The 13988-nt window shown below is 73.6% G+C and carries 7 protein-coding genes; 2 read left to right on the forward strand and 5 right to left on the reverse strand.

Annotated elements, in window-relative coordinates:
- Window positions 1-12 precede the first annotated feature (12 nt).
- Complete coding sequence (locus tag O0S08_RS36755) at window positions 13-5115, reverse strand: AAA family ATPase (RefSeq protein ID WP_269034128.1); 5103 nt, start codon at window positions 5113-5115, stop codon at window positions 13-15.
- Window positions 5116-5512: 397 nt separating this feature from the next.
- A complete protein-coding gene (locus tag O0S08_RS36760; RefSeq protein ID WP_269034129.1) occupies window positions 5513-6256 on the reverse strand; it encodes an SDR family oxidoreductase in 744 nt (247 codons plus the stop codon).
- A gap of 74 nt (window positions 6257-6330) precedes the next feature.
- Between O0S08_RS36760 and O0S08_RS36765 the strand changes: the two genes are divergently transcribed.
- Window positions 6331-7227: an AraC family transcriptional regulator gene (locus tag O0S08_RS36765; RefSeq protein WP_269034130.1), complete on the forward strand. Its 897-nt coding sequence runs from the start codon at window positions 6331-6333 to the stop codon at window positions 7225-7227.
- Between the two features lie 658 nt (window positions 7228-7885).
- Window positions 7886-8317 (forward strand): hypothetical protein, encoded by a 432-nt coding sequence (locus O0S08_RS36770; RefSeq protein WP_269034131.1) that lies wholly within the window; start codon window positions 7886-7888, stop codon window positions 8315-8317.
- A gap of 133 nt (window positions 8318-8450) precedes the next feature.
- Here O0S08_RS36770 and O0S08_RS36775 read toward each other — a convergent pair whose 3' ends face one another.
- From O0S08_RS36775 to O0S08_RS36785, 3 genes are all read right to left on the reverse strand, one after another.
- Window positions 8451-9944, reverse strand: coding sequence for an FHA and sigma-54 interaction domain-containing protein (locus tag O0S08_RS36775; RefSeq protein ID WP_269034132.1), 1494 nt, complete (start codon window positions 9942-9944; stop codon window positions 8451-8453).
- Between the two features lie 112 nt (window positions 9945-10056).
- Window positions 10057-12759, reverse strand: a complete 2703-nt coding sequence (locus O0S08_RS36780; RefSeq protein WP_269034133.1) for a serine/threonine-protein kinase — start codon at window positions 12757-12759, stop codon at window positions 10057-10059.
- A 7-nt stretch (window positions 12760-12766) separates the two neighbouring features.
- Window positions 12767-13732: an ADYC domain-containing protein gene (locus O0S08_RS36785; RefSeq protein WP_269034134.1), complete on the reverse strand. Its 966-nt coding sequence runs from the start codon at window positions 13730-13732 to the stop codon at window positions 12767-12769.
- Window positions 13733-13988: the final 256 nt, after the last annotated feature.

The following is a 13988-nucleotide window of genomic DNA, read 5'->3' on the forward strand; positions in this document are numbered from 1 at the left end:
AGGATACCCGGTTCACGCGCCGATGAGCGCGCCGGGGCTCGTCGCGGGGAGCTCGATCGTGAACACCGACCCCTGACCGGGTGTGCTGACGACGGAGATTCGCCCGCCGAGCATCTCACAGAGGCGACGCGTGATCGTCAGACCGAGGCCGGTGCCGCCGGCGCGCCGCGCGGCCGAGCTGTCGGCCTGGTGGAACGCCTCGAACACCCGCTGCGTCTCCTCGGCGGTCATGCCGATGCCGGTGTCGTCGACGGCGAACGTCATTCGCTCGCCGTCGCGACGCACCCGCAACGTCACTGTGCCGGCCTGGGTGAACTTGGCGGCGTTGCTGAGCAGGTTGAGCAGCACCTGGCGCACGCGCACCGGATCGCTGCGCATGTCGCCCGGCGCGTCCGCGACCTCGACCGCGAACGCATTGCCGGCGCGCTGCATCAGCGGCCGCACCGCGTCGGCGACCTCGTCCACCAGCGGGGCGACCGCGAAGCTCTGGACCGAGATCTCGAGCTTGTCGGCCTCGATCTTCGACAGGTCGAGGATGTCGCTGATGAGCCCGAGCAGGTGCGAGCCGGCGCGGCGGATCCGCCCGGTGTCGGCCAGCAGGTCGACGTCGCCGCGCTCCTCGGCGACCTCGGACAGCAGCTCGCTGTAGCCGATGATCGCGTTGAGCGGCGTGCGCAGCTCGTGGCTCATGTTGGCGAGGAAGGTGCTCTTGGCCCGGCTCGCCGACTCGGCGGCCTCGCGCGCCTCCTGCAGCCGCGCGACCAGGCGCGCGTGCTCGATCGAGATGGCGATCTGCGAGCTCAGGAGGTTGAGCGTCTCGATGCGCGCCGGGGTGAAGGCGCCGGCGGTGACGCGGTTCTCGAGGTAGAGCGCGCCCAGCCGCTGGCCGCGGAGCGCGAGCGGCAGGCACAGCAGCGAGCGCGGGCGCAGCCTGGCGATCACCGGGTCGGACGCGAGCGCGGCCGCGGCGTCGGGGTCGTCGAGGGTGACGAGCTGGCCTGTCCGGAAGGCCAGGCGGATCGGGACCGCGGGGACGTGCGGGCAGGCCTCGAGCGGCTGGAGGGCGAGCTGGGTGCGGGCGCCGTCGTCGGCCGCGAACTCGCCGACGACCGCGAGGCCGTGGTGCTCCTGCAGCACGAGCACGCCGCGGGACGCCCCGGCGGTGAGGACGACGATCCGCATGACGGTGTGGATCAGGTCCTCGAACCGGAGCTCGGCGGCGAACGCCTGCGAGGCGCGCAGGACGCTGCGGAGGTCGAGCTCGGCCTGGGCGGCGCGGGTGACGAAGGCCGCCGTCGGCTCGACCGCGGCGACGTGCGGCAGGTCCCGGCGCAGCTGCGCGGCCTTGGGGTGGGCGCCCCAGCGGGCGTAGCGCTCGCTGGCGTCGCGCAGGAGCATCTGGCCGATCTGGACCCGGCCGCGGGCGATGAAGTGGCGCCCCGCGAGCTCGGCCGCGAGCGCGGCGTGCCACGAGAACCCGTTCTCGACGGCGAGCCGGAGCGCGTCGTCGTAGGCCGCGCTGGCGCGCTCGTCGTCGCCGCACAGCCGCGCGCGCTCGGCGGCGACGAGCCGCGCGCGGTGCTCGTAGGTCTCGGGGGCGAACTCGGACCACTCGACGAGCTGGTCGTGGAACGGATCGATCCACGCTCGCAAGGCCTCGTCGACGCTCAAGGAGCGACCCACCGCCGCGGCCGCCGCGAGCGCTCCGAACAGCGGCAGCTCGGTGGTGAAGTAGAAGCCGTAGCCGGCCTGGATCACCGGGCCGACCTCGCGCAGCAGGGCGAGCGCCTCCTCGGGGCGGCCGAGCAACACGCCGAGCTGCAGCTTGGCGATGTAGTACCAGCGCAGCGCGAAGGTCAGGCTGTCGCGGCGCAGGCGCTCGCGGAACGACTCCTCGTCGAAGCCGGCGTCCGACAGCGCGTGCGGGGCGACGGTGTCGCCGGCCAGCGCGGCGACGAACTGGCGCGCGACGGTCAGCACCGCCCGCGACGACGCCACGCGGGTCCGCTCCATCAACACCAGCGCCTCGTCGGTGGCCGTCGCGACCTCGGCCAGCGGGCGGCCGAGGCTCAGCATGGCGATGATCTGGTGGCTGCACGCGAACGACAGGTAGTTGTAGTCGCCCGACTCGAGGCCGTCGCGACGCGCGCGCTGGAGGTCGCTCACCACCTCCGCGAGCGAGCGCGAGAAGTGGGTGTACGAGGCGAACACGAAGCCGAGCCGGCAGCGCAGCTCGGCGCTGCCGCGGCCCTCGTTGAGCTCGAGCGCGAAGCGGCCGAACGCCTCCGCCTCGATGTAGCTGCGGCGCACGGTGGCGAGGAAGAAGCCGAAGATCACGTAGGTGAACGCCGACAGGTCGGTGAGCCCGTGATCCATGGTGAGCCGCACCTGCTTGGTGATCAGCAGCGCGTACAGGTCCGGCATCGTCATGTTGGCCGGCGTCAGCAGCTCTTGCAGGATCTCGAGCGCCGCGCGGAGGTCGGGCTCCTGCAGCGGCGGGGCGTCCATCAACGCGAGGAAGGGTCGGTTCGCCAGCTCGTCCTGGATCGCCGCCAGCTCGGCCGCGACCGCCGCCTTGCGCGCCTCGGCGCCCTCCGGCAGCTCGACGCCGAGGAGCTGCAGGCCCTGGCGACCGGCCTCGATCGCGGCGTGGATCCGCCCGGTCGTGACGTGGACGGTCACGCGCAGCGCCTGCACGTGGGCCCGCTCGTGCGGCGACAGCTCGCGGGCGGCGAGCGCGTCGAGGCAGGCGTCGGCGCGGTCGAAGGCGCCGCGCAGGTACTCGCAGTTGGCCTGCTCGAAGTGCAGGCCGAAGCAGAGCGCGTCGCCGGCGATCCAGCTCGTCGCCTCCCGGGCCTCGCGGCTCCGCAGCAGCAACAGGCCGCCGAGGGTGTGGGCGAGCGCGGCGTCGTAGCTGGCGCTGGTGCGGGCGCGGCGGGCGGCGTGCAAGTGCAGCTCGGCGGCGCGGCGGCGCAGCGACGGGTCGTGCAGCTCGGGCTCGGCGTGGCGGAGGTGGGCGACGAGGTCGAACAGCGCCTCGGGCGACTCGCCGGCGGCGTCGACCCGGGCGAGCAGGACGCGGGCGATGGCGAGGTGCAGCGCGGGGCGGAGCTCCTCGTCGACGAGCGCGTCGGCGGTCTGGCGCACGCGGTCGTGGAAGAAGCGCATGGCCGACGGATCGGCCTCGGCGACGAGGTCGAGGGCGAGCGCGGGTTCGAGGCGCAGGACGGCCTCGGACGGATCGCAGCCGAGGACCTCGGCCAGGAGGTCGACGTCGAAGCGAGTGCCGATGCAGGCCGCGACCTTGACCGCCTGCAGGGTGGACGGGGGCAGCTTGCGGAGGGTGGCGCCGAACAGCTCGGCGATGGTCTCGGGGACGCTGGCGGCGTCGACCCGCGCGAGCGCCCAGGTCCACGTGCCCGCGTCGGCGTCGAAGCGCAGGCGGGCCTCGCGGTGGACGAAGCGCAGGTACTCGCGGACGAACAGCGGGTTGCCGCCGGTCCGGCGCAGCATCTCCTCCGCGAGCGGCCGCAGCGAGCCGCTGCCGCCGAGCGCGTCGCGGAGCAGCTGCTCGATGTCCTCGACGTCGAGCGCCCCGAGCACGATCTCCGCCGGCGCCGGCGTCGCGCCCCGCAGCGCGGCGAGGTGGGACTGCAGCTGCGGAGTGGTCGCGACCTCGTTGTCGCGGAAGGCCTCGATCACGAGCAGGTGCCGCACCTCGACGCTCGCCGCCAGCGCCTCGCACAGGCGCAGGCTGGCCGCGTCGGCCCACTGCAGGTCGTCGAGGAACAGCACGAGCGGCCGCTCGGCCGCGGTGAAGCAGGCGATGAAGCGCTGCAGCGTCAACTGCAGCCGCTGCAGGCGCTCGTTGGCCGACAGGGGCGCCGGCGCCGGCTGCACGCCGACGATCGCCTCGACCTCCGGCAGCAGCTCGGCGATCACCGGCAGACCGGTGCCGACGCCGCGCCGCAGCCGCTCGCGCCAGGCGGCGACCTCGGACTCCCTGCTCGAAAGGGCATGTCTCAAGAGACCGCCGAGCGCCTGCGTCAGCGCCGAGAACGGCTCGCTGCTGCGCTCGGGCTCGAACTTGCCGGCCGCGAAGCGGGCGATGTCGGCGACGTCGGCCGCGAGGTCGTGCACGAGCGCCGTCTTGCCGCCGCCCGAGGGCGCCGCGAGCAGGCAGACCGCGCTGTCGCCGTCGGCCGCGCGGGCGAACGCCTGGCGCAGCCGTCGACGCGCGTCGTCGCGGCCGTAGAGGCTGTCCGGCAGGCGCAGCGGGGCCGCCGCGCCCTCGCGGCGAGGCACGAACGGCGCGTCGGCCGGATGCGCGGCGACGGCCTTGAGGTCGAGCAGGAGCGCCGCGGCCCCGGCGTAGCGGTCCTCCGGGTTCTTGGCCAGCAGCGTGTGGACGATCGTCGCCAGCGCCGGCGACACGTGCGGCGCGCGGCCGACGAGCGGCTCGGGGATCCGGGTCAGGTGGGCGTGGAGGAGCTCGAGCGGGTCCTCGCCGTGAAACAGCGGCGCGCCGCCCAGGAGGGCGTAGAGCACCGCGCCGAGGGCGTAGAGATCGGCGCGGGCGTCGGGGTTGCTGCGCGTGCGCCCGCTCTGCTCGGGGGCGATGAATTCGATCGGCCCCGACAGCGCGTCGGCCACCGCGGGCCCGGGCAGCCCGGGCACGCTGGCCCGCGCGAGCTCGGTGAGCTTGACCGTCCCGCCGGCGTCGACCCACAGCGCCGCGGGGCTCAGGCTCGAGTGAATCGCTCCGGCCGCGTGCAGGTGGACGAGCGCCTCGGTCGCGGCGATGGCGAGCTCGAGGATCGCCGCCTCGTCGCGCCAGCGCGGATCGCCGACCCGCACCGGCGCGCCGGCGAACGCGTCGTAGACCAGCACGAGCCGCGACCCGTGGCGCTCGACGCCTCGCGTCCCGAGGACGCCGGGCGCGGCGAGGGCCCGCGTCACCGCGTGCTCCCGCTCCAGCTCGGCGAGGACACCCACGGTCGCGTCGTCGCCGGCCGACATCTTCAGCAGCAGGACCTCTCCGTCCTCGCGGGCCGCACGCACGATCTGCCACTGCGCGCGCGAGACGAGCGGCTCCACGACGCGAAATCCGGACAAGCCGGGGCGCTCCTCGGATCGTCGTTCGTGCACGGGGGGGGCTTGATTGTGCCATAGAAGCCCGCGCGACACGGCGCGCTCGCGGGCGCTGCCCTCCGCTGATCGGACTACAGGCTCCCATGCGCTCGGACGCAAGACCACACTGCCCACAACGAGACCGGCGGTACCGCCGCAGGGCCGCCGCGACCGGCGCCGACCTCTCGACAGCGCTGTACGTCGCGCTCGCGTGCGCGGATCAATGGTGGCACGCATCAATCCAGCGTTTCGCGACGACGCCGCGCGCGGTGCCACCATGGATCGCCGTCTTATCAATGTCCGTGAATCATGACAGACGGAGGACCGCTCGCCGGGCCGCCGCGCCGCGGGTCACGTCGAGGTCGCGACGGATCGCTCGCCGTCACCCGCGGCCGCGGGCCAGCGCCACCGCGTCGGCGCCGGCGGGGAAGCGGAGCTGGCCGGACGTGTCGGTCGCGGCGCGGTACACCGCCTCGGCCACGTCGGCCTCGGTCGTCACCGCGGCCGGCTGGCTGAACGCAGCGAAGACGCGCTGCGCGAACGGTGCGTACGCCGCGGGGATCAGCGTCTCCGGGCGCGTGCCGTTGCTCGTGAAGCGCGTGGTCGGGCCGTAGCCCGGCTCGACCAGCTTGACCCGGACGTCGAAGGCCTCGAGCTCGTGCGCGAGCGAGGCGGTGAAGCCCTCGATGGCCGTCTTGCTCGCGGTGTACACGGCCACCAGCGGCATCGGCGTCATGGTCACGGTCGAGGTCACGTTGACCACCACGCCCGACCTGCGCGCGCGCAACTGCGGCAGCACCGCCTGCGTCATCGCCATCACGCCGAAGGTGTTGGTCTCGAACACCTGGCGCGCCAGGGCCATCGGCGTCGCCTCGAAGGCCCCGAGCGCCCCGATCCCCGCGTTGTTGACGAGGACGTCGACGGGCCCGCTCGCTGCCAGCGCGGCCGCGATGCTGTCGGGCTGCGTCACGTCGAGCGCCAGCACGCGCAGCCGCTCCGACCGCGGCAGGACGTCCTCGCGCGGCGTCCGCATGGTGGCGACCACGTTCCAGCCCTGGGCGTGGAAGTGGCGCGCGGTCTCGAGGCCATAACCAGAGGAGCAACCAGTGATGAGCACGGTCTTCATGACGTCGACTGTAGCGGCCGCGATCCGGACGATCTATCCTACGAAGTCCACATTTCGTTTGCGAGCGTCCAGACATGAACGACCCACTCTCGGAAGTCATCGCGTTGCTGCAGCCGCGCGCAGTGTTCTCGAAGCCGATCAGCGGCGCCGGTCGCTGGGCCGTCCGCTACTCGGAGTTCGGCCAGCCGAGCTTCTGCACGGTGCTGGAGGGCAGCTGTCGCCTCGCGGTCGACGGCCACCGCCCCCTCACCCTCGCGGCCGGCGACTTCGTGCTCCTGCCGGCGACGCCGGGCTTCACCATGTCGGGCTTCGAGCCGGCGAAGCCCGAGCGCATCGACCCCAAGGTGACGCCCGCGCCGACGCAGGAGGTCCGCCACGGCACGCGCGGCGGGCGGCCCGACGTGCGCCTGCTCGGCGGCTACTTCGCCTTCGGCTCGCCCGACGCGACCCTCCTGGTCTCGCTGCTGCCGGCGGTGATGCACATCCGCGGCGTGGAGCGGCTCTCGCTGCTGGTGCGGCTGGTCGGCGACGAATCGCGGGAGCGGCGGTCGGGCCGCGACCTCGTGCTCGCGCGACTCGTGGAGGTGCTCCTCATCGAAGCGCTGCGGTCGACCGCGGGTGAGGACGCGCCGCCGGGGCTGCTGCGCGGCCTGACCGACGCCCGACTGGCGCCGGCGATCCGGCAGATGCACGGCCAGCTGGCGCGACCGTGGACGGTGGCCCAGCTGGCCAAGACCGCGGCGCTGTCGCGCTCGGCGTTCTTCGAGCGCTTCACGCAGTCCGTGGGCCTGCCGCCGATGGGGTACCTGCTCGCCTGGCGCATGGCCGTGGCGAAAGACCTGCTCCGCCGCCAGGACCTCGGCCTCGCCGAGGTCGCCGAACGCGTCGGCTACGCCTCTGCGAGCACCTTCAGCACCGCCTTCAGCCGCCACGTGGGCCAGGCCCCGAGCCACTACGCGCGCGCGCAGTAGCGCCGACGGGCCGCGTCACGAAGGTCCCGCTCATGATTGCGGTGAATCACCGCCGACGAAGTGCCCGCGAATTCGCGGTCCGTGGTCCAGACCTGTCGAACTCCCGATCACGCTAGACATGGGACGCGACGAACCCGGCGCTTCACGCTCGCGTCGCCGACGGAGGTGGAGCTCGGGGGGAGATGGGAGTCGTCGGCCTCGATTCGCACGGAGGAGCGCCTCGTCCCGAGCGGTAAGCTCGGGCCTGGCCGTGAGCCGCGCCTCCAAGAGAGCGGCGTCCTCGGTTGCCCCGTAGGCAGCTTGGAGCTCGGCCATCTCGTCGAGCAATGCCGGAACGACGCAATGCATCTCCTGTCGATGGTCTCCGACCCTGGATGACGCGAGCACCGAGGCCCCCGCGTGTCGGTCGCCCTGAGTCTGCTGGTTGGCATCAACATCGGGAGCCGGCTGCCCATGCGACGCCCCATGGGACAACCCCGTGCACGTCATGAAAAGTTCACGCGTATGGGCCGAGGACCCCAAGAAAATCAAGGCGGTCCTCCCGGCCCGGCGCTTGCTCTCGATGGGCGAGTCGCTCCGGTCTTTCGCCTCGGGGGCACCGCCCCGACAGCGGCGACCGCGGCGACCAAACCCATACGTCATGAAGAAAGATTCGGCCATGAAAAGAAAAGCATTCGCTGCGCTCGCCCTCCTCTCGTTGATGCTCCCCGCCGTCGCCCTCGCGTCCGTGTACGTGCCCGGGGCCTGGGAAGGGCTCGCGGTGTACGTCGGCGGCGATCCCACGTACGACCACGAGACCCGGATCGTCATCAACTGCCTCGGCGGCACCGGCACCGCGAAGTACACCTATCCCAACCTGGGCGGGACCGTTTGCGAGAGCGAGCTGACGCTCGAGAGCATCTCGGGCAACGTGCGAATCTACCAGGACAACACCCTGACTCCCGGCTGCCTCGACGGCAAGGTGCGGTTGAGCTTCAGCTCGCAGCTGACCAGCGTGGCGCACTTCCAGTGGATGGACCTGGACGGCACGGTGGAGAACGAGGGCTTGCTGTCGAAGACCAGCTCGCTGCTTTGTCCGCTCGACCCGTGATGCTCCGTCCTTCCCCACGGAAGGCATGCGGCGGACAGCCGAGGCCGCGGCGACATGGCCGCGGCCTCCTCGTCTCCGGCGTTCGGATCGCGCTCAAGCCGAGCACGATCGCTGGACCGGAGCCTCGCCGGGCTCAGTCCTCGTCGGGGGTCAGCACGGTGAGGTTGTACATCTCGATCCAGCGGCTGATCTGCTTGCGCTCGCGGTCGAAGTGGCGGGCCGTCGCGCGGATGCTCCAGCCGTGGGCCTCGAGCGCGGCCTGCAGCTCCTCGCGGGTCGGCCGCGGCCGCGGGACCCGCTGCAGTCGGTAAGACTCCGGGGGAGCCCCGGGCGGCGTGGGCTCGCTGGAGCCCGGCCTGTCCTCGGGGACATGTCCTGGGTCCGTGCTCACCGGCCGGCCCTTTGACCTGTCCTCGAGGACAGCCCTGTCCGGAGCGGCCGCGCCGGGCCGCGAGCGGTCCTCGGGGACCGTCGAGGCGCGCAGCCAGGCCGGCAGGTCGGTCGCGGCGATCGGGCCGTCCTCGGCGCGACCGGCGAGCTCGTGCACGCAGCGCTGGAGGCCGCGCAGGTTGTCGCGCCAGGGCGCGAGCAGGAGCTGCTCGGCGGCGCCGACCTTGAACTCGAGGCGGGCCGGCTGGCCGCGGCCGCGCTGCTCGGACCAGGTGCGGTGCAGGCGGTCGATCCAGTCGAGGAGGTCGACCCGGCGGGCCGCGAGCGTCGGCACGCGCAGCTCCCACAGGGCGAAGCGGGCGTAGAGGTCGCGGCGGAACCGGCCGGCCTCGACCTCCTCGAGCAGCGAGCGGTTGGTCGCGGCGATCAGGCGCACGTCGACCTGATGGCGCTGCGTGCTGCCGACCGCGAGCACCTCGCCGAGCTCGACGGCGCGCAGCAGCTTGGGCTGCAGGTCGAGCGGGAGCTCGCCGAACTCGTCGAGGAACAGGGTGCCGCCGCTGGCCGCCCGGAACAGGCCCGCGTGCTCGCCGGTCGCCCCGGTGAAGGCGCCGCGGACGTGGCCGAACAGCTGGCTCTCGACCAGGTGGGCGGCCAGGGCCGAGCAGTTGATCGACAGCAGCGGCCCCCGGCGGCCGCTCAGGCGGTGCAGCTCGCCGGCGACGCGCTCCTTGCCGACGCCGGTCTCGCCGAGCACGAGCGCGGGCGAGGGATCGACCGCCGCGCGGGCGACCGCGGCCCGCAGGACCTGCATCGACAGCGCCTCGCCAGCCAGCTCGCTGCGCGAGACCTGCGGCGGGTCGACGACGGCGCCGTCCTGGCGCTCGTAGACCGCGAGGACATCGCCGATCCGCAGCACCGCGCCGTCGTCCATGTAGCGCGGCGGACCCTGCAAGCGCTGGCCGGCGAGCCAGGTGCCGTTGCGGCTGTCGAGGTCGCGCACTGCGTGACGGCCGGCGACGTCATCCCAGCGGATCGCGGCGTGACGCCGCGACACGGTCTGGTGCACCACGGCCAGCCCGCCGTCACCGCGGCCGAGGACAGTCTCCTGCTCGCCGAGCGCGAACGATGCCTTGAGGCCGGGCGGGAACACGATCGTGAGCCGGGCGACCCGCGGCGCGGCGCGGCGCGGCGCGCTGTGCTCCAACGACACGGTCTCCTCGGAACGCCGGTTCATCGGCGCGACATGGTGGATCAGCCGGGCGCGCGACGGCAAGCGCCGCGCAGAGCGCAGTTCGAGGCGAGCGCGCGTCGACCGCAAAGGCCTCGCGCCGTTGCTCCGGGCGACCTCAGGGGGCGACCCCCGCCTCGACGAGCAGGGCGCGGGCGTCGGCGAGCCACAGCTGCGTGAGGGTGAAGCCCTGCCCGGGGTGCGGCGCGGACAGGCCGGCGACGGCGCGCTGCAAGGCGGCGATCGCCTCGTCGCGGCGCTGCAGGGCCAGCAAGGCGCGGCCGCGCGTCAGCTCGAGCTCCGCCAGCTCGGCGGCGATCCACGGGAGGTCGCCGTAGCGACCGAACTCCGCCACGCCCGCGTCGACGGCGGCGACGGCCTTGACGTGCTCCCCCGCGAGCACGGCTGCCAGCGCCTCGGCCCCGCGCGCGAGCAGGTGGTTGTGGTGTTCGGCAGGCAGGCCGGCCGCGAAGCGCCGGGTCTCCTCGAGCGCCGCGCCGGCCTCTTCCGTCCGGCCGAGCCGCGCCTCGATGTGGCCGAGCATGTAGTTGCAACTCGCGTGACGCTCGATGTCTTCGGGGGTCCGCTCGCGCAGCGCGGCGCAGATCGCCTGCACCTCCTCACGCGCCGCCGCGAGGTCGCGCGTCCAGCGGGCGCGGAACAGCCGGCGAGACAGGACACGCGGGTGCATCGGGCCGAGCAGCGCGGTGAGCTCGGCCTCGTTCCGGGCCAGCAGCGCCTCGCGGCGCTGCGGGTCTTCGGTCACGCTCGCCAGTGACGCGAGGTAATTGGCGCGCTCGATCGGGTCGACGTCGGTGGCGCGATCGGCCTCGGCGACGGCGCGGGTGAAGGCCTCGAGCGCGCGCGGCTGGTCCGCAGCGGCTTTGTGCATGACGCCCTCGTTGTGATAGGCGCGGGCCAGCGCGGCCGCGGGATCCGGCAGGCGCTGGGCGAGCGCGCGGGCCAGCGGTACCTGGGACCGCGCGACCTCGGTGCGGCCGAGGCCGGCGACCTCGACGAAGACCTGCCGCGCGAGCGACTCGGCGGCGACGGCGTCGTGGCGCGCGGCGAGGCCCACGGCCGTCGCCTCGTCGAGGTGCTCCGCCGCCTCGGCGTCGCCTCCCGGACGGTCCATCTCGATCGCCCCCAGGGTCAGCAGGCTCGCGGCCAGCAAGGGCGGGTACTCGAGCGCCCGCGCCTCGCCGACCGCGGCCTCGGCGGTCGCCTCGGCGGCCGCGAACTCGCCCGCGTACGCCAGAGTGCGCGCGCCCGCGAGCCGCTCCTCGACCCCGGCGACCGCGGCCGCGACCGCGGGGTCCTCCGGCGGCGGCAGCTCGGCCATGACGACTCCCACGTCGCTGCAGGGCGCGACGGAGGGCAGGCGCGCGACGACCTGGGCCGCGTCGGGCGGCGACTCGCTGCGCACCGACAGCAGGCGCGCCGCGCTGGCGAGGGCGACCCGCCGCCCGTGCAGGCAGCGCATGCGGGCGTCGAGCAACCCGCTCGACTGCTCGCCGCGGCGGTGAGCCAGGCACGCCTCGCGGTGCGCCCCGGCCCATGCGGCCGCGTAGGTGTCCAGGCCAGCGACGACGCGGCCGGCGAGCTCGGGGTCGGGTCCGCCGGCGAGCACCTGCTGCACTGCGCCGTGATCGGCGTCGCTCCAGACCGCGGCGACCTCGACGGCACCGCCGCTGCACGCCTCGGCCACGCGCGCGCGCCAGTCCGCGAACGCGAGCCCGGCCCCGCCGACCAGGCCGACGAGCGCGAGCCCGGCGACGACGCGCCCGCGGCGGGACGCCGGCGCGAGGGCGGCGAGCAGCGCGTGCATGTTCGGGTAGCGCTGCGCCGGGTCGACCGCCAAACCGCGGCGGAGCACGGCGGCGAAGCGCCGCGGCGCGCGGGCGTCGGCCGGCGGGTCCCGGATCTGCCCGAGCCGCACCGCGGTGGCGAGCGCCGCGTGGTTGTCGCCGGCGAACGGCCGCGCGCCGTAGAGCGCCTCCCACAGCGCGACGCAGAAGCTGAACTGGTCCGAGCGCGCGTCGGCTACCCGCCCCTCGTGCTGCTCGGGCGACATATAGGTCGGCGTGCCGAGCAGGACGCCGGTGACGGTGAGCGACAGGTCGAGCGGCCGCGAGACGCCGGAGCCGCCCTCGACCGCCACGGCGCCGTCGTCGCGGGCGAGGCCGAAGTCGGCGACGCACACCCGCCCGTCCTCGCCGACCAGCACGTTCTCCGGCTTGAAGTCGCGGTGGACCAGGCCGGCGTCGTGGGCCGCCGCGAGGCCGCGACCGGCGGCGACGAAGTTGCGCAGGATCTCCTCGACGCTGCGCTGGCCGGCCAGCCAGGTGTGGAGGTCGACGCCGCGGACGAACTCCATGGCGATGAAGACCTGCTCCCCGAGCGCCCCGGTGTCGTAGACCTGCACGACGTTCGGATGCGACAGCCGGGCCAGCGCCTGCGCCTCGCGCAGCAGGCGGATCTGCGAGTCGCGGCCGCGGTGATCGGGGCGCAGGAGCTTGACCGCGACCCGCCGGTCGAGGTCTGGATCGTAGGCGCTGTAGACCACGCCCATGCCGCCGCTGCCGAGGCGCCCGAGCACGTGGTAGCGGCCGAGCTGCTGCGGCAGCGCGTCCGCCCGCGCGTCGCCGGCCGCCTCGCTCATGCTCTCGCGGTCGAAGGTGCCCCGGCGGCGGGCGTCGACCGAGCCCTGCGAGCTCACGGTGTCGGCGGCCCCGCTCACGCTCTCGCGGTCGAGGGTGTCCCGACCGCGGGCGTCGACCGAGCCCTGCGAGCTCGCAGCGCGTGGATCTTGCGGGAGCATCGCCGTCTCAAATGTAAGTGGACCACACGATCGCGTACTTGTCGGGATCGATCTCGTCGCACGTCGGGAGGTCGCACTCCTCCTCGACCTCGGTTCGGGTCACCAGGCGCGGCGTGTCGAGGCACACCGCGCCGGTGTCCGTCCAGAGGGCCTCGAGCAGGGCACCGGTCGGCGGGACGCTCGGCAGGATGGTGCCGCCGACGTCGAACCAATCGACCTCGGTGCCCTGCGCGGTGTAGCTCGTGCCGGCGCCGCAGTAGTCGGCGGTGATCATCTTCAGGGTCGCCGTTCGCTCCGCCGGCGTCGCGGGGTCGGTGCCGGCGCGGAAGTCCTGGTTGGGGCCGTAGTTCAGGCGCTTCATCTTGTACGCGGCCTGGCCCTCGCAGGCGAGGGTGAACCAGTCGTCGTCGCCCTGGATCGCGATCACCTTGTGCTCGCGGTCGTAGGTCTCGCCGCCGATCACCGTGACGACCGCGGCGTCGTCCGGGTAGCCGGGGCACACGCTCCCCCCGTCGCCCGTCGGGTACTCGGCGCTGGCGTAGCGCAGGCCGTAGGCGGAGATGTCCGCCTCGCCGTCGGCCCAGGACTCGTAGTGTTCGTAGGCGGTGATCAGCAGGTCGAAGAGGCCGTTCGGCGTGTTCACGCGGAGCTTGTAGCCGATCAGCTCGAGGCCCATCACGTCGCTGCCGGCCGTGTGGGCCACGAGCTCGTCGCCGATCGCCTCGAGCGGGACCAGGACGTTGCCGGGGGTGATCGCGCCGACCAGCGAGACGCTGTCGCCGTTCGCGTCGCCGTCTTCGTTGAGCTCGGGGACCTCGAAGTCGTCGACCTGGGGCGAGTTGCTGTCACTGCATTGGCCGCAGCCGATGGTGGTAGTGCGGAAGGTCTGGTCGGGGTCGGTCTCCTCGGTGGTGCAGCCGATGGCGAGGAGCGAGAGGGACAGGGCGAAGAGGGGGAAGATCGAGTGCGACATGATCGAACCTTTTGGAGAGGAGCGGCGCGGGCCGCCGATGCCCCCGATTCAGCAAGCGGCGGGCCTCGCGAGAAATGCAAGGATATCAACGTTCCAGCCCCGCGAGGCGCGCGTCTTGGCCTGGGCCGTCCCCTGCGACGACCCCTGTGACACCCCGGCGTCGACCGCCCCGGATCGTCACGGACGCGGGCACACCCGCGCTGGCTGGAACACCCCATGGGACGACCCACGCCTTCGCGCGTCCGCGCCACGCCTC

The organism is Nannocystis punicea (assembly GCF_026965555.1).
Lineage (GTDB): Bacteria > Myxococcota_A > Polyangia > Nannocystales > Nannocystaceae > Nannocystis > Nannocystis punicea.